The organism is Paenibacillus endoradicis (assembly GCF_024721975.1).
Window position 1 is genome coordinate 612,992 of the sequence record NZ_JANQBB010000002.1, and the last position, 19,058, is coordinate 632,049.

A 19,058-nucleotide genomic window follows, 5' to 3' on the forward strand; every position below is an offset into this window, starting at 1 on the left:
GATGACTCTTCTTATACCAACTATATCATTTTTTATTTATTGAAATGGTATGTCCAGAAGTTCTCTTTACCGAATTTCCGTTTTACTTCTGGTGAATCCGTATCTCCATTACCAAACATCTCTGATATTTGGAATTGAGTTGCATGTGCGACAATGGATTCTTTTTTCTGAGTGAGATATGATGACACATCTACAGTTACATCAGGTTCCCCGTTAACATCATACATGTCATGTGCGAAAGCAAGGCACCATACTGGTGGACGTTCCTCGGCTGGAATGCTTTGAAGTACACGAATAACTGAAGCTCCTGTTGCATCATGGTCAGGATGTACACTGAAACCTGGGAAGAACGTGAATACTAATGTAGGTTTTACATCGTTATAAATTTCTCTTATAACCGAATCAATATATTCCTTCGGCTCAAACTCAACTGTTTTATCAAGAAATCCTAACATACGTACATCTTCAAAGCCGATTGCCTTGCAAGATGCAATTAATTCTTGCTTACGATAATGCGGCAAGCTAATTCGATCAGCAATTAAGGGATTACCGAGACCTCGTCCCATCTCCCCTAATGTTAAACAAGCATATGTTACTTGCGCACCTTCATCAATGAATTTCGCAAGAGTACCTGATAATCCGAATGCTTCATCATCAGGATGCGGTAAAACAACCAATATTTTTTCTGGCATGGTGAAACCTCCTATTATTAGGTGTAAAAGATGTCTATTAAGCTCTGTAGCTATTGTGTGCGTCAGCATATACAGGCTTTCGATGGGGGCATATTCGCCGTCGATTAAGCTACGTTAGTATAATCATCGTAATCACAGTTGTGTTTTTTTGGCTTCCTCTTCCAATAAAAGCTAGAAAAATTCAGCTGTCAGCACCAAGAAGCTGGAGCGTTACTTGTGGGAGGAGGAAACGCAAGTGTACGTTATTGGTACACGCGTACCGGACTTCCCAAGTTCGCTTCAGATTCGCCGCCGACTAAGCTATCGCGCGTTACATCGTGATCACAGTTGTGTTTTTTTGGCTTCCTCTTCCAATAAAAGCTAGAAAAATTCAGCTGTCAGCACCAAGAAGCTGGAGCGTTACTTGTGGGAGGAGGAAACGCAAGTGTACGTTATTGGTACACGCGTACCGGACTTCCCAAGTTCGCTTCAGATTCGCCGCCGACTAAGCTATCGCGCGTTACATCGTGATCACAGTTGTGTTTTTCTGGCTTCCTCTACTAGAAGGGGGAAGTGCTCAGTTGTAGGGCAACTACCAGCTTCCCCTCATTGTTAATACCTGCTAGCACTAATCTTCCTTGTTCATCATCTACGAAATGTGTTAAACCTTCGGCATATACCCAACCATGCTCAAGCTTTAACCCCACTCGATACGGACCTTTTCCTTCTATTGAACCATGTGAATACGTAATAACTGCATTGCGAATAAAATTAGCTGCAGGATGCTTTGTTGCATCCAAATGTGCAGCGTAAGCACCCGTCGTTAATTCCAAATGAATAAATAATGGAGTATTTCGAAAAGCATCAATATGTTTCTGTATATCTTCAACCTGAATTGGATTCATAAATACGCCTCACTTTCTATACTACTATCTATTATACAAGATATTGCCCTATACATTGAATAATAATCTTATTCCAACTTTAAAAAAGATACTACAATGATGTTGTGATCATCATTGAATGTTAACAATGAGATATAATCACAGCATTTGTAGTACCTAATAAAGAATTAACAGCATACTAACAAAAAATTCCATACTAAATTCCAATTTAATAATGCAATTTCAAATGAGAGTTCAAAACGCGGGCGTTCAGAACCAAGAAGATGGAGCGCAACTTGTGGAAGGAGGAAACGTAAATGTACGTAGTTGGTACATGCGGACCGGACTGCCCAAGTTCGCTTCATATTCACCGCCGACTAAGCTACGTTAGCATACTCATCGTTATCAACGCACGCGTTTTGAACTTCCTCTTATAATAAAGGTTCAAAACGCGGGCGTTCAGAACCAAGAAGATGGAGCGCAACTTGTGGAAGGAGGAAACGTAAATGTACGTAGTTGGTACATGCGGACCGGACTGCCCAAGTTCGCTTCATATTCACCGCCGACTAAGCTACGTTAGCAAACTCATCGTTATCAACGCACGCGTTTTGAACTTCCTCTTATAATTGCTTCATATATAGTAGCTTCCCTTCACCCGGATAATAATACTCCGGCAGATGGCACATAAATGTAAATCCATTGCGCTGAAACATCTTTCGTGCATTCTCATACTCAGGGAGATCACACGTAAACGTCTCAATATAGCGCCCTTGACGTGCTTGGCAATATTGGAACATGGCATCCATCAGTTTCCAACCTAACTTACGATGTCTGTATTCTCGATGTACACCGAAATATTCTAGACGGTATCCACCACTACGATGCTCATTCTCTACAAAAATTATTGCAGAAATAATATGTTCTTCTTCTTCCTCGAACCAACAAATCACATGTTTTTCTTGTAAACTTCGCATGGGTAACCAACGTAATTGTTCCGTCTCCCCAGGTGTAAATCGTTGATCATCAAAACAATGCTCACCTAACAAAAAATCAGATACTTTACCCGCTTCCGTACCTGTTGTAACTGGCTTAATATTAATATGTTGATGGATCGTCTCATTCATACGTTTCCCTCATTTCTAACATCTGTTCATAACTTATGATTTTTTCAGTGTGCATACTAGTGCAATTTTTATGATATTTTCAGAGCAGCATTCCAGTTCAACTGTGCGCCCTCTTGATAATAACGATCACTTTCAAAGAAATATAACTTTGCAATTAGATCATAGCGATTACGTTTCACTACTTGAACGAATCCTTCACGAGCGTCATAAAATCTTCCGTTACGATATGCTTCAATGGCAACTTCAAATTGCTTCTTTGTTTCTGCTTTTAATTGACGAATATGTATTGGATCGCCCTCGTACCAATCAAAAAGTTGAATCGGAGCTTGATCTGAGTCAAGCTGAATCCACCCTAGCGAACGACAGTGCATCGTACGAGCAAGCTCTAACTGCTGTCTTGCCTCTGCAGTCAATAATACAGATACACCGAGTTTTTCAGATAGACGTTCAAGGTCAAGTGTAAGTTGTACATGATTAGAAACTACACTACCTTCAAGCCGTTGCTCCTCACCAATAATTCCAAGCATGACATCTCCAGCATGAATCGCTACACCAATATCAATGAACGGTAATCCTAAATCTGTTCGTTGTTCATTATATTCTTCTAGTGCACGACGAATATGATAAGCTGCCATTAGCGAATGAGTCGTATCGTTCGGGAACATTGTCAACATTCCAGGTCCTAAGTAACGACTAATAAACCCACCATGCTCACGAATAATTGGTCCAAATTGTTTCAGAAATGAATTAATAAATATAAAGTTTTCAGCTGTACTCAGCTTACTAGACATATCATTGAACTGACGCATATGACATACAAGAATTGTCATATTACGGGTTTGTTGTTCTCCAAGTTGTACATCGGACATATTCTTTTTGCCGAGTACTTCTAGAAACTGCTGTGGTACAAATCTGAAATACATATTGCTCAATTTCGTAACTTCAAGTACATATTTTTTAATTGCACCAGCCATCATATTGAAACGATCACCTAATTCAGCAACTTCATCTCTAGTAGTGATTTGAACCGTAACATCCCATTCGCCACTTGCGATTTGATTAACACTGCGCCGTAACTTACGAATGGAAGCTAAGAAATAAATCGTCATAATTGTAATTATTGCACCAAGAACAATGCCAATCCATGCAACGATTTGTAGAACTGTCCCAAGTAAATTCATATTGCTACGTGTAATACCTGACATATCTTTACCCGTCTCGTAAATACCAATCACTTGATCTGAACTATTGTAGATTGGACCAAGAGCATACATCCATTCCCCACTAGAATCTTGCCACTCACCTAGGACAAGCTCTCCCAGATCTAGAACGGTTTGATTCTCTTGTGTTATTTCAAATGGTGTAAACATTGTCATACCATCATCATCATCCATAACAATATAAAGCTTGCCATCCATATAGCGATAGATCGTATTGTAAAGACCATCACGCTCCTCACCAGATAACGAGAATACTTCATCCAAACGTTCCTTCACATAGACAAACGAACTACTCTTGTAGTCTCTTGGTGACGTTAGTTGTTCTAACTCATCTCCATCAACAAGATAGTTACCATTAGCAGCTAATATTTTCAATTGTTTAAATGTGTCTTGTTTCTTCTCTGCTGACACTGATTGATACACTGTATACGACAGCCAAGCCATACAAAGTAATAGAACTGGTAGTATAATAAGTAATTGTTTCATTAACAGATACATTTTCCGCTTCATCATATCGCTATAAATGAATTTAAGAGTATACGTAACAATAAATAAGAGCAAAGCTGCAATTGCCCAGAACAATATCGCTAACGCGACATGCATTGAACTATAGTGATAGCCATCGTAAAGTCGTACAATCTGACCTTTTGTATCAAGTTCAATAACTTGCTCAGATGTCGTTATAAGAATATGTCCATAATCAAGCGCAAGATCAGTAAAACTCGACCATTCAATATCATCATACTTTTGCATAAGCTGTGAGAGTGAGAGAATTATTTCTGGCTTTGCTTGCTTATCTTCCCATCCTATACGCATAACTGATTCAGTATGTTGGTCCAAATAATATATATATGAGTCTTGTGCTATATCAATTTCAACTGGAAAATTTAGAATACTTTCATTGGTAGAAGGAAAAAGTTGAGTTGAATCTGTTCCTTTTTGGGAGAAAAGGAATCCTTGTTTGGTAGTATAAAACACTGGGGAGGAGGGTTTGCCCGTAACCTCTTTCAAAAAATGATTACTTGGCATTTCAAATTGTGAGACTTGTTTCGGATATTGAAGTAAACTACTATTCACGTCCACACTTAACAATGTAGTTGCATGTGTTTGTATATTAAAAAAATAAAGTTCAGAGCCCTCTATATACAAATTTTGTAGACGTCCTACTCGCATTAATGAATCTGTATCATCATATTGCTCGCTATGTATAACTGTCCGATCTACACCATCTGCACTTATTTTTAAGATTTGCTCGCCTGTTACTTGTAAACCATAGTTATCGAGAATTGTAAGTAGCGCATATGCATTTCCATCTTTATCTGTCGTGACGTCGTTGAACATATAGGCGTGATTAGAATCTTGATTCATCTCGCTCGCCATTGAGTAAATAAGTTTACCTGAAGAATCAACTTTCTGTAAAAACTTTTTGGAATCGACAATCGTGTATAATGATCCTTGCTCATCCTTAATGGCTTGAGAGATCATATCGTATTGCTTACTAGTTTTAAATGGCTGGAAGGTGGCCAATTCGCGTAAACTAACGATAAAAATTATACAAACAAGCATACTAATTAGTAATAACATCAGCTTTGTTCTCAATACAATCTCTCCCGTACTTCAAATAGATTTATGTTTATCCATCGAGAAACCTAGCTATTATATGGCACTTCTCTTCATTTTACTATATTTAAGTAATTTTGTGTTAATTTTATAGTTAATTATTGCTCTACTATCGTACAAATAGTAGAATATAAAGGAATCCTCCCTTTCCACTCATATGTATGTGATATTCCTCTCAATATGGCATACGATTATTATTATATAAAGCTAGGTGATAAACATCGGACAGCTCGTTTGCGGTGGAGCATCGCTCCAGTGTAGTTTTGGAATGGCACCAAGCGTCTTTCTCTCTCTCCCAACTAATAGAGTGACAGCCACTCTACCTTACGCCAATATACTAGACAATAAGCCTATGGTTAATATTTTACCTTTTGTTATGTGTTCATCTCTTGCTAATCCCTTAGTAGCTAGTGCTACAGCGTCCGCATTAGGCGTATTAACACCTATGCCCTGTGTTCCAGTAACTGTTGCACCATGGGCACCTGGCTCTCCTACTGTAATGATTGCCAACATGCCCGCACTTAACAATACTTCAAAATGTATGTGCTCGTATGGAGGCGTGATCTCTATTAATACACCCGGACAATTTACTGTTCAGGTGCCTTAACTATTTCATTGTGACAGAAGGAAGAAGGAGTAAAGGCTCATGATTGAAAAAATTATTAAGCCGTTTCTTAACCCTATTAAAAAGCATGTTATTATGCCGCTTAAGCGGTTAAAAAACTGGCCTAAGTTACTTGCGAAATGGATAAAACGTCAGTTCTCCAAAATATTAGGTAAAAAAGAAACTACGAAAGAAAGTTATTTTGCTATCGGTAATTATTACATATCAAAAAAACTCGTTATCATCATTATTATCGTTATTTTAGTGCTTTATTTCTTTATTTTTATTAAGCCTCCTAAGTTCATTAATAAATTATTTAATCGTACTCCATCCATTACATTACAAGCAGATGGTTCTGCTACAGCTTATACAGGTAAAGCAAAATTACTTACTAGTGATAAAGTTCTCATTTACGAAGGAGAACTTGCTAATGGAGTCTATGAAGGAAAAGGTAAACTCTATTATTTAAATAAAGAGTTGCATTATGACGGACAATTTTCAAGAGGCCAATTCCATGGTATAGGAAAGCTTTATACTGACAAAGGATTACTAGTTTATGATGGAAATTTTTCAAATGGTCAATATGACGGTGAAGGTAAGCTATTCAATACTGATGGCAAACTTATTGAGCAAGGGGTCTTTGCATTAGGCACATTAACAGAAGGTTCTAAGTATGGTGACGATGGATCGCTCATCTACACAGGTAGCTATGTTGATGGCATCTATGAGGGTGAAGGCACGTTATACTACCCTAATGGTGATGCATCCTATCAAGGTAACTTTAAGGCAGGAATTCCGCATGGGCAAGGAAGAAAGTATACGGAAACTAAGGCACTAGTCTATGAAGGGGAATGGTCTAACGGTATTTATGCTGGGACAGGAACGTTATATGACGCTAATAAAACTATCATCTATCAGGGACAGTTTCTGAATGGAAACTACCACGGAACAGGAAAAACATTATATGATAATGGATTTATTTCTTATGAGGGTGGTTTCAGTAACGGTAAGCGATCCGGTCAAGGTATAGAATTTTTTGAAGAAGGCAATGTGATGTATCAAGGTGAATTTCTTTCTAATCAATATCATGGAACCGGTACGATATTTGATGAAAAAGGAAATACGATCTATACTGGCAGCTTTATGAACAATCAATATCACGGTGCTGGTGAAAAGTATAATAGTGATGGTTTGTTAGAATATCAAGGTAGTTTCAAATACAACAAACTTAACGGCATTGGCAAATGGTATGAAGATGGAACTCGCATAATTTACATCGGTAACTTCCAAGACAATTATCTCGATTTTAATGAATTACTTAGACTGTCATTCACTGAACGAGAAACATTACTTGGTAAGCCTGCCTCAGTGAAAACGCAGTTAGATGAATTATCTGAAGTTGCTCCACCAGTTGAACCAATTAGTGAAGAGCAAGCTGATAACTCCCAAGCTGCGACTAAACCAATGGAAGCACTAGCTTACAATTACAACTCTACCATTATAACTGCAGCATTGGATTCTGTATTACCGTCAGGCACTACTGAGCCTGCAACAACTGAGCAGACAGCTATTATTCAAGGGGCAGACGTACAGTTCTTCTATCCTCAGCTAAGTTTAACTTTCGAAACTAGGCAGGCTGATGTTTCAGTCGCAGAATATCAACTACTATCTTTCACGATATCAGAAGGACATGTACTCGATCAATTCTACACGGAGCTTCTAGAACGAGTAACTGCTACACCTGATAAAGTTAAATTAGTGTCGCTCGGATTAACACGTACTTTTTCTATTGATGAGGTCACTTATAAAATTAAACTTAATCTCGATGAGAAGCCTGTCTCTGCAACTGTAGATCTCACAACACAGTCAATAGATGTATTTCCGAAACCATCATCGAAACCTGATGAACCCAAATAATTAAAAGGAGCATGGAAGCGTCATATGACGCTTCCATGCTCCTTCTTACATTCAGCACCGCTACGTAAACAGTGCGTTGCTCCGCTACTTTCAGCGAAAAAAGTGAATTTTCACTATACTTATACCCCATGAGTGAAAGTTTCTCCTTATGTCCTCGTACATTAAACACCATAGTGAAAAAAACATTAATTCAATTAATTAACCCTCGATTAGACCAACATATCTTATTTCCTTGCCGTCTACTTTAGCAATTAATATCGCTCCACTTTTTGTTATTGGTACATGAATTTCTGTTCCAATAGGAAGCATAGTCGCCATTCCTTGTTCAAATGTAAGATCGTTGTTATATTGTTTTTCAATAGTTAAGACTCTATCACCAATGGTTAGTTCTGCTTGTTGTACCCATTCATTGTTACTTGCATTTTTGTAGATAACATCTTTGTATTGAAAAATATCTGCATTCGGATTTTCAGCGAGAATATCTGTTGCTGATGGATTTCCAATTGATGTTGGAGTACGCGAATGTTCGGTATTGCTTACTGTTGATTGGTTACATCCTGTAAGTATGAATAAAGCAATAAATAGTGAAATGAATACCTTCATACCTCAATTCCCCTTTGCTCAAGTAGCTTAATCTTCGAAATTTATATTCCCTATGATCTAAATAACGAAAACTACTCAGGTTATGTTGCAGATACTTGGAGGCTTTGACCTGTGCCAAACAATAAACGAAGGCACCCAACCAGGTGCCTTCGTTTATTAGACAATATAGAATTAGCCTGGTTAAGGCACCGTATAACCGGTATTATTGTGACCGTTTCCGATCGTTTCGCTCAAGTCAGTGGTTTTGACGTTGTCCACCTGGACGCTCACATAAGTGCCTGGGGCTATACCCGCCAGACTGTCAACCTCTAGCGTAACTTCATTCTCATGATCAATGCCTCCCCAAGTCGCCGAGTGCAAGAAAACCGGTTGGATGTTCATCCCGCCCTGTGCCAATACAATATAGTTTCCATCCGCTGCTGAAGTTGGGTCCACATTCTTGCTGAACGTCAACTTCAGAAGACTTCTCCCAGAGATGTTCGATTCTCCGATATACTCCAGGCTGTTTGCAGATAAGACTAGCGTGGGAACGACCGTAATTTGCTCTGTCATGATGTTACTATTCGCCATCTCTGTTTTCACTGCAATTGCTTTGATCGTAGAACCGGTCTGTACATAAAAGGGTCCGTTGTACATAACGGTGTACGGGTCAGTCTGCGGGTTAGTCGTCGGATCATGAATACCGTCCGTCGTGTAGTAGATCGTCGCATCGGACGTCGTTGTGCTTAGCTCAACTTGGACACTGCCGTTCGAGTCAGTCTGAATTGCCGTAGGGGTTGCTACTTGCGCTTGTGCAATCGTATACGACACTGACATGACTTCGCTGTTGGTCATGCCGCTTTTTACTGCGATCGCCTTGATCGTCATTGCATTCGTGATCGTGATTGGAGAGCTGTATATCGTGCCGTTCGTTGGGCTTGGATCGCTGTTATCTGTCGTATAGTAGATCGTTGCCCCCTGCGTCGCGTTGGACAGCGATACACTCGTGCCTGCCGCAACAGCTCCGCCTGCAAGATTTGCTGTCGGTGTCGCCGCTTGCTCGATAATCGTGTAGCTTACGGTCATTACACTACTGTTTGTCATGCCACTTTTCACTGCGATCGCCTTGATCGTCATTGCATTCGTAATCGTGATTTGGGAGCTGTACACCGTGCTGCTGGTGTTTGGCGAGGTACCATCCGTCGTGTAATAGATCGTTGCCCCCTGCGTCGCGTTAATCAACGATACACTAGTGCCTACCGTTACAGCTCCGCTCGAAACACTAGCAGTCGGTTTCGCAACCACTTTGGACGTACTGACTACCTGCGGCACAACCTCAGGATCTCCAACTATATAAGTTCTAGTAGCTGTAACTCCACTGACCAGATCTGTCACTTCAATGTCGAATTTTTCACCCGTTGAACTCCACGAGGTATCCGCAAAGACAGTAAACGTTGTAGGGGTCATAGATGTAGAGTCAGTAAAAGCAGCAACCGAAAGGTACAAAGAGAATTCTAAGAAATCTTGAACCGTTTCGCCAAACTGATTGATAGCTCTAAACTGAATAGGGACCCTGCTCGAGCTGGGAAGCGTGTCGGATGTAGTGAGAAATTCAATCTTGGTGACTCTCTCGGCAGTTACAGACACGGTGGCAGTGGATTTGTCTATATCCGCAGCATCAAGGCCGGATAAGGTTATGACGTAACTTCCTTCCTCTAAATTTTTCGCGAAGATCAATGTAGCACTTCTTTTATCAGCAGCCCAGTCGATTTGTGCACCTTCTGCCTTTGTGACGGATAAACCAGCCTTCGTTGAATCTACGGCCTTATTAAAGGTCACGTTGATTTTCTTTACGCCTACTTGCTTCGCTTCCACGATAGACACTTTCCCAATGGGAACGTACTGTTGTTTGGCTTCATAAGCACCGGTAAGAAGCAGATCGCGCGTTGCGTTAGCTTTGCCGCCGAAAATTCCGTCCGGAAGATTTTCCAATAATTTTAGTGACAATGCCTCGGCGACATAACCCTGTGCCCAGTCGGATACCGTACTATCGTCGCCAGTCTTAGCTTTTGCTTCCGCGTCCTTGCCTAGCAAGCGGACCAAAAACGTTGCCAACTGCTCTTTGGTTACTTTACCGGCCGGATTGTATGTACCTTCACCATAGCCTTCCGTGATGCCGGCCGTTTTCAGTGCTTCAATGAAGGGCAGTGCATAACCGTTGGCGGCATCATCCGCTGTGACGTCGCTGAAACTGGACGTCTTCAGATCTTTATTGACTTCAATGCCCGTAATCAATGCTGCAACCTTGGCGAACTGGGCACGGTTCATCTCATCTTTGAGCCCGAACGTCGTATCGCTAACACCATCGAAAATCCCAGCACTAATCATCGCATCGAACTTGGCTTTCGTTGCCGCATCCAGAGCCTTCAGGTCCTCAAAGTCGGCAGAAGTCTTGGCTGCCACATTAGCGGGAAAGCTGAAAGCAGCATTTAACCCCAATAGAGCCACCAGTGTGAAAATTAAGATTCTTTTTTTCATCGGATTCATCCCTTCTAGTGTTAAGTTTCAAAATGGTTTGCTTCACAATATCAGAGCCGACTAAAATAAAGCGATATACTTATCATACGATTATACAAGTGTGTTTCCCCTCCAGCCATTTTTCTAACCTTTTCGGCAAAAATGTTGTCGATTTCTGCTTCATCATATTACAGCCGGTCTAAACAATTCCTAAACAATTGCTAATGAAAAGGAGTATCCCTCAGTTATTATTCATAACTGAGGGATACTCCTTTTATGGAGGAAAACGTATCAATTTATACCCAGCAATCTCCTGACCTTTTCCTTCGGCTCAATCCCCAACTCAGTCAGAAGCAGCATCCTCAAAGTCTCATATTGCTTGATCGCCGAAATGCGGTCATCCGCCAAAACCAGTACGCGAATGAGCCGTTCATGAATGGACTCATTCAGCGGATTATGTATAAGCGCCTTCCGCAGCAGTTCCGCAGCCGCATCATAGTGCCCCCTCTTCTCCTCACGTTCATGAAGGCGAAGTAACATTCCGACGTACTTGCTTTCCAGACGAACTCGCGTCGGCTCTGACCATTCGTACGAAGTGCCTGCCATAAAGCCCTCTCCGTATAATTGAACAAGCTCATCGGCATAGTCACGAAGTTTTATGTCTTCAATTTGCTCCTGCGAGGCCAGCAAACGATCCCATTCATCGAGATCACAGTACAACTGGCTCATATCGATGCGATAACCGCCTTCCACATGCTGAACGATACCGTCAAGTCCAATTTGCCTTAAAGCTTTTCGCAAATAGTGAGTCGTTGTATTAAACTGGGCCCCTGCCCGGTCCACCTCCACCTCTCCCCACAAACGATCGAGAATTTGATCTCTACTTACCGCCTCGCCGCGATGGTGAATGAGAAATGCCATTAATTCCTCGGTTTTGGAAGTCCGCCATTTAACCACCGCACCATTCTCTATCTCTACGCGCAACCTCCCGAAACATCGGATCTTAACTCGTGGATGTGCTTCATAAACAGGGAACGATTGCAGAACGAGACGCGCATAACTTGTTGCATCCTTCGAACCCACACCTTTGTCTCCATACGACTGCACATAAATAGACAACAACTCTGCCATCGCCGAGCCTTCGTCAACGAAGCTGCGAATGAACCCTTGAGGTTTGGCGAGACGTAAAGCGGCAGCCAGCTTCGCAAGCGCCGGCTCCGTCTGATTGTCGCGATATAACGTCATACTATGCAAATTCAGAATGTGAATGCAGTCCCGCAGACGGTCTTCCTTCGTCAACAGATGATACAGTCGCTCTGAGAGAGATAGCGCGGATTCGAATTCTCCGCATGCGGCCAGCACGCGAACGAGTGCCAACTGTTGAGAAACTTGGTCCAGCGTTGCTTCGTCCGAGTACGACATCCCGCATTGCTTCAACCATTGCTGAGCAGACGCCATGTCGCCCTGACGCACCGCCCAGCTCACCTGTTCCGCTTCAATTTTACTTATGAAGATTTCATAGTCTGGTGAATCGATCTTCAACTTAAGTTGTTCTAGCAGCGTCGCTGCTTCTAGTGAGTTCCCTTTTGCTTGCTGAATTCTAGCAGCTGCCACAAAGAGCTGATACCGATTACGAGGAACCGGATCGAATCCGTCTGCATGCATAACACGGTTCAGCCAGTCCTCCGCTTCCTCCAGCCGATTCCACTCGTACAATACCTTGGCATAGGAAGCATACATCGGCGTCGCATTCGGATGGTTAACGTGATCTCGCCAATACTCGATCATTCTTATGAAAAATTGTGCAGCACCCTGGTAATCGTTAATGTAGCTCAGATGATCTTCAAACTCTTCAACCGAATAATGCTTATTGTTTCCACCTTGAATAAACAAGCTTTGTTCGTGTGCGGGTGCAAACGTATCTCCACGAATAAAATAGTCAGCCGTGCTCAGAAGGTCTTTTTTCACATAGGCAGCCGTACCACAGAAATAATAGATGTCCCCCATGGTCTTACGCCATACGTCAGCATCCATATGATCCTTTAACGCTTCAAAACGGATACGAAGCCGTTCCGTTCGATCCGGAATGTGTTGAAACTGCCGAACGCCGACCATCACGAACAAATAAAAAAGCTCAACAAGTGGTCGGCTCGCTATATACTGCTCAGGCACTTGCATCACCCAACGAGCAACGATGGTATTCTTGCCTCCCAGAAGCTCGTACAGATGCTCTTCGATCAGGCGAGCGACATCTTCATACTGCCGGCCCGCCAAATAATGATCCGCAGCTTCTACGATTAGCCCGTTAAGTTCGAGCCATTGCGCAGCACGCGTATTCGCCTGAACCCACCACTTAGGGTATGACCGAGCAAGCATCGATTGCAGGAAATCAGATAACAGATGATGATAACGATACCAGTTGCGTTGATCGTCCAGAGGAATGATGAATAGCTGAAGCTGCTCTAGCTGTTCCAACTGCTGCTGACCTCTCGCTTGACCGGTCACCGCCTCGCACAATGCATAATTCATCTGGTTTAACACGGAAGTTTGCAGCAAGAAATCGCGCAGCGCCTCCGGCAGATCGCGAATGACTTCCTCTAGCAAGTAATCAGATATGTGCTGCTGATGGCCGCTGAATTCACGAATTGATTCCGTCATATTTTCGCTTCGTTTCAGTGAGATGGCCGCAAGCCGCAAGCCGCAAATCCAACCCTCGGTTTGATTGTACAGCATATGGAGCTGCTCAGCCGACAATTGTAACTCCGTCGTCTCTCGGAAGAAATCATTGGCTTCTTCTAGTCGGAACCGCAGCTGCTCGATCGTAACCTTCCGCATCTCGCCTTTCATAAATAATCTTGCTGTCGGGAAGGGGAGGTCGTTGCGGCTTGCAATATATAAATGAATGTGGTTTGGGAGGTGTTCCAGTAAGTAGCTCATCGACTTCTGGATTGCCGGCATCGTCGCCAGATGATAATCGTCAAACATGATGACTAGCTCGCCTGGCAGTTGATTCAACTCGTTTAGCAGCGCAGTCATCGCCGGCTCCATCGATGCGGAAGATATAGAGGGTCCCTCCTCCAGCAGAGGCCAAACGGTCAGGCCAAAGACGTCGACATGATTCTGGATCGAAATGATGACCATGTTCCAAAAGGTGAACCAATCATCGTCCTGCCTGTCCAGTGACACCCATGCAACAAGCTTTCCGCTTTGTTTGGCCCATTCGCTTAACGCCGTCGTTTTCCCATAACCAGATGGAGCGAATAAGAGCGTCAACTTCGCGTCCATGCCCTCATCAAGCAGACGAAGCAGGTCTGTACGTGCAACCAAGGTATGCCGTTCATAAGGGATGTGCATCTTTGTTGCGATAATCATCGATAACCCTCCATAAGACAGAAAATGTGTAATTAGGAGTAACTTCGACATTCAAGTCGTAAAATCCTATGCTTTAGGCTGCACAACATATGCCCCATTAGCGAATTTGCGCGGGAAGACATTTTGTAGAAGGTTGCCCCGTTATTGATGAGTGATACGGCTCCCCGCATTTGATCTTCAACTATCCTGCCCGTTTAATAAAGAACCGTCAGTCTAATATTATATTTTCTTTTGACAACTACAACTCTTACTAGATGTTGCTCTACTGCTCACGTTTAATTATTAAAATACAAATGATTCAACTATATAATAAAAATGCCGAGAAGACGGTAAACTAATTCCCTCTACTCGGCATTTTATTATTTCAGCGAAACGATAGGCGCTATGATCATTAACATAAATCCGAAGTCAACAGCGGTTATATCAACGAATCATTATCGTAGAGACCTGCCCGGCTACTATGCTTTGCTTGTAGCAGCGCGGTTGTGACTTTGCTCAATCGCTTCAGCAGCTAATCCTACTGCTTCCTCTTCTAATGCCTTCACTGCCCACCAACGCACTCGCAGCCGTAATCGTTCCGTCTTCTCGTGTACTTTCACTCCAATACGGAAGCTGCCTTTACTCGGATATTGAATATGCGCTAATGATACTTTAGGGAAATCTAGTTCATACTCACTACCCTTAAATACGTCTTTGTCGCCTACTACAATCGTATCGCTTCGCTTCCACATTTCAGGAACAGGTATATTGCTTTGTCCATCTTCATCACTTAGTGCAAGTGTGAGCAGAACGGGAAGATGCACATCGAATCCATGCTCAATTTCATCAGAAATAAATCGGCGTTGTTTACGATGGTACCATTTCAATTTTTTCTCCGGCTCAATCGAGATTTCTACGACGCCAGTAATCACCTGCTGCTCTTCAAGTTCTTCAATTTGCGGAGGGATAAGTCTCGCAAATTCTTCTTCAATGGTAGGGAAAGGGATAACGTGATCATCTGTACTAATCGGTTCATCAAGTTCCGTTTGCCCTGAATGCTCAGGTGTTGAAAGATTACTAGATAGTAGCATTTTATAAAGTAAAGTTGGGTTCACAACATAATCATGAAAAGGCTGTTGAATCACTTTATCGATGACATAGCTTGCTCCCATTTGCAACAAGTTAATTTGCGCGATATAGATGCAAGGATCACTTGGGGCTTCCATCGCTTGATCCAAAGGACGAGCATAGTAAGCATGAAGAATTCGATCTGCCACCGACTCCTTACTAATCTGCACTGACTGCTTAGGCAAAGATAGGTCATACAATAAACGTTCTCCAATAACAAGTTTAGAGCTTCCAGACACTGATGTTAGTTGAATATGTTTACTTTTTTCATCGCCATCAGCTTGATGAGCGCGTAATGTAATTATTTTTTCATACCTTGTGCTATTAGCCTCAGTCGGCTCACTGAAAACGACTTTACCATCAATAAGACCATCAACAATATCGGCATGTTCAAGTTCTAACTCATATTGGAAAGAAATCGGAGAAGTTTGAAGCGTTTTTTCAATAATGAGCTTTAGTTCAAAACTTTGTCCGTATTCTACGTAACGTGGCAACTGCTGATAAATACGAACCTGACCATCATCGTACCAACTCCATGTATCTTCAATGAGATAATCATATTCGAACTGCTGTGGCTTAGGCGCTTGTTCCGTAATGAAAATACGATAGCTTTCTAGTATTCGATTATGCTCGCTAACTTCCTCACTAGAGCCAACTCCACCCGCTACAGTATGAACTGGTTCTTTGCCTTTCTCATCATAAGCTATACAAAGATAGACGTTTTTTGCATAATCATTATTTGTAAATCCATCTACATTCGATAGCTTAATCGTAACAGGAGAAGCAACTACGATTTCTCGACCTAATTTATCAAGTGCAACTCCTGTTTCCATTGAAATAGATTTGTCATCAACTGCAACAACCTGTAACCCTGATACTACTCCGCTTCCAAATAAAAGACGATTGCTTAATCGGTGTTTATCGGAGTTATACGTTTGCTCAGACATAAAATCTCGTACTGTTAGCAACTTACCATAGAAATACCGATTACGTTCAAACGGAACATATCTTGCTCTATTCATACGCTCATTCCTCTCCTTTATCTTATTCCAATCGAGAATTCAACCCTAATCTAGTATGTTTATCCATGCGATTGTCTTGACCAACATCAATCGTAATCGTATGATGTGGCATTGATGATCGACCATCTAATGTAAGTAAAGTAGGTTCTGATAATACAGTGTTCATCCCTAGATAAGAATGAAGATCCATATATACCCACGGCTGTAATATAACTAATTTGAAAGTAGCAAATACAGGCTTATAGTTCTCAACAATATGCTGTAACGTTACTCTTTTAAGCTCGGTATCTACATGTTCTGCTTTTACTAGTACATTGAATGCGTGCGGGTCTGCAGCATACAAACGTTCAGCTACGTCTCCAAGTTCCACGTTCTCTTTCAACGGCTTAATTTGCTCATATTCAAGAACAATTGGTGTAAATCCTGTATAAATGCGCACTAATGTTTCAATTGCATACTTTGTACCACGCATACTATATAACTTTGGTGCTACCTTCATTAACTCTCTTAATTGGTTCTCTGACCAATAATCATCTGATTCAATACCTAACCATCCCAGTAACCAATGCAACGATTGCCCTTTGACTTGATTAGGCTCTAAACTTCTCGTAACCGAAGCAATGCTTTGATCAGTATCTTCTAATAGACTTTGATAGATACTTAAGTATCGCGATAGAAAATCTTGCGATGTAGCTTCCCTTTGATAAATACTTGGCAAATAAGTAAGATAAGAACTTCTTGGAAAATATACTTCCATACTTTCAATAATAGGAGAGTGCATGCTCGATCCGATCAATTCTATGAAAATCCATAAGTAGCGACCGTTCGCACGATGTAATAATGCATCCTCAGCATCTTTCAATGGCGTTATCCATAGCGGAGCAAGCGTATCTAGCTTCTCTAGTACTGGTATAGACTCATTACGGATGTATTGGTCTAAGTGGATTATTTCCTGACCGAGTACGATCTCTAACTGATCAGAGGCGTAATAACTTAAATTCCATTGTGTATCTTGCTGCTTATGTACTTGTAACTTCACCCTATGCCATTCCGTCGCCGCTACACCACTATCAAGACTTTGACTACACCATACACCAATATGTCCATGTCGCTCTTCCCAATAGGCTGTTTCAGATATTGGATGTACGGTATAGATTTCATGCTCCTTATCATTCCATATATATAGATTATGCTTTCCTGCTTCTACTTGTTGACCACGAGCTAACTCCATCTGACCTCGTTTATTAATGCTTCCATCAAGTGAAAAAGAGATCAACTCACAACCTAGTACATCATCTTCTTGAGACACCAACGCCCAATACTGATGATTAGCATGATAGCAAATAGAACGGACATTTTGAAACGGTAATGCTACTGTAATTAATGACAACATATTATTGTTTAATTGCCACCGAAGTAGACGTTGTTCATTGCAATCAAGAATGAGAACGTTACGTTGATCGTCTAGCAGTAACTGATAATGTTTCTGTCCTGCTGGAACTTGAAGTTGCTGTTGCTGGTCAAACAATGCTTTACGCTTCGGCAACTCAACATTAAGTATAGGCTCACCAATGGCATCAAAACGTAGTAATTGTGTATCCTCAGTAGAGGATACTTGACCGATAATAATTACTCCATCCTGATCGTCGTTAATTAACTCATAACCAATAAAATAATCACTATACCAAGCTGTTGTACTCCATTTCAATTGTGCACGATCCAGTAAAAAAGATTGCAGCATACTTCCATGTTCACCATCATAAAGCACAACAATTGACTCACGATTCACTGCAATTCTAGCCGGCTGATAGCTCTCCTCATAGGGAAGACTCATGACCAATTCCACTAAAGAACTAACAAGATCAGTACGCCATATACAGCATTTCGAATCTAACATATACCATCGTCCATCGTCCGTTAGCACTGTATCAATAATAAACTCATGACCATGTGCGAGAGGAATTGATGTACGCTTCACTTGGCGATACATATAATCTCTAGCTATTTGCAACCCTGCAAGCTCTCCTTGTAACTGAAACGTCGTCCCGTTGCTCCAATCGGAGGGCTTACGAAATGTAAAAAAAGTAGGTTGATTCATTGAGTAATCCTCCTAAAACATTTAATTAATATTCTTCTCATTAATCAAATGTAACGTCGTAAGCATAAACATGTTTGTTCAATGTCTGCTTTTTGAAATCCTCTCATAATGTAGGTTCAAAAAGTGGACTTTCAGAACCGAGAAGATGACCCACAGCGGAAACGAGTAGCACAGCGTACGTTTTGTGTACGTGAGCACACGCAGGCTTTCGATGGGGGACATCTTCGATGCCGAATATACTGCGAAGCCAATCATCGTTATCAAAGTCCTCTTTTTGAACTTCCTCTCATAATGTAGGTTCAAAAAGCGGGCGTTCAGAA

At 41.6% G+C, this 19,058-nt stretch carries 11 protein-coding genes; 2 read left to right on the plus strand and 9 right to left on the minus strand.

The features are described from left to right. Positions 1–32: 32 nt before the first annotated feature. The 4 genes from bshB2 to NV377_RS08825 form a co-directional block, all read right to left on the minus strand. Complete coding sequence (bshB2, locus tag NV377_RS08810) at positions 33–692, minus strand: bacillithiol biosynthesis deacetylase BshB2 (RefSeq protein WP_258200828.1); 660 nt, start codon at positions 690–692, stop codon at positions 33–35. A 539-nt stretch (positions 693–1,231) separates the two neighbouring features. After that, a complete protein-coding gene (locus NV377_RS08815) occupies positions 1,232–1,576 on the minus strand; it encodes a YojF family protein (protein ID WP_258200829.1) in 345 nt (114 codons plus the stop codon). Between the two features lie 599 nt (positions 1,577–2,175). Next, complete coding sequence (locus tag NV377_RS08820) at positions 2,176–2,679, minus strand: GNAT family N-acetyltransferase (RefSeq protein WP_258200830.1); 504 nt, start codon at positions 2,677–2,679, stop codon at positions 2,176–2,178. A 68-nt stretch (positions 2,680–2,747) separates the two neighbouring features. After that, a complete protein-coding gene (locus tag NV377_RS08825) occupies positions 2,748–5,498 on the minus strand; it encodes an adenylate/guanylate cyclase domain-containing protein (protein WP_258200831.1) in 2,751 nt (916 codons plus the stop codon). 289 nt (positions 5,499–5,787) lie between these two features. Between NV377_RS08825 and NV377_RS08830 the strand changes: the two genes are divergently transcribed. Together NV377_RS08830 and NV377_RS08835 are read left to right on the plus strand one after the other, a co-directional pair. Further along, positions 5,788–6,126, plus strand: a complete 339-nt coding sequence (locus NV377_RS08830) for a DUF4280 domain-containing protein (RefSeq protein WP_258200832.1) — start codon at positions 5,788–5,790, stop codon at positions 6,124–6,126. A 39-nt stretch (positions 6,127–6,165) separates the two neighbouring features. After that, the gene (locus NV377_RS08835; protein WP_258200833.1) at positions 6,166–8,040 is read left to right on the plus strand and encodes an MORN repeat-containing protein; all 1,875 of its coding nucleotides are present in this window, start codon (positions 6,166–6,168) and stop codon (positions 8,038–8,040) included. A 198-nt stretch (positions 8,041–8,238) separates the two neighbouring features. On the opposite strand, the gene NV377_RS08840 is transcribed toward NV377_RS08835, so the two are convergent. From NV377_RS08840 to NV377_RS08860, 5 genes are all read right to left on the minus strand, one after another. After that, on the minus strand, positions 8,239–8,643 hold the full coding sequence (locus NV377_RS08840; RefSeq protein ID WP_258200834.1) for a hypothetical protein: 405 nt from the start codon (positions 8,641–8,643) through the stop codon (positions 8,239–8,241). A 180-nt stretch (positions 8,644–8,823) separates the two neighbouring features. After that, the gene (locus NV377_RS08845; RefSeq protein ID WP_258200835.1) at positions 8,824–11,160 is read right to left on the minus strand and encodes a chitobiase/beta-hexosaminidase C-terminal domain-containing protein; all 2,337 of its coding nucleotides are present in this window, start codon (positions 11,158–11,160) and stop codon (positions 8,824–8,826) included. Between the two features lie 270 nt (positions 11,161–11,430). After that, positions 11,431–14,511 (minus strand): AfsR/SARP family transcriptional regulator, encoded by a 3,081-nt coding sequence (locus NV377_RS08850; protein WP_258200836.1) that lies wholly within the window; start codon positions 14,509–14,511, stop codon positions 11,431–11,433. Positions 14,512–14,969: 458 nt separating this feature from the next. Beyond that, on the minus strand, positions 14,970–16,640 hold the full coding sequence (locus NV377_RS08855) for a hypothetical protein (RefSeq protein ID WP_258200837.1): 1,671 nt from the start codon (positions 16,638–16,640) through the stop codon (positions 14,970–14,972). Between the two features lie 22 nt (positions 16,641–16,662). Beyond that, positions 16,663–18,738 (minus strand): phage tail protein, encoded by a 2,076-nt coding sequence (locus NV377_RS08860; RefSeq protein WP_258200838.1) that lies wholly within the window; start codon positions 18,736–18,738, stop codon positions 16,663–16,665. Positions 18,739–19,058 lie beyond the last annotated feature (320 nt).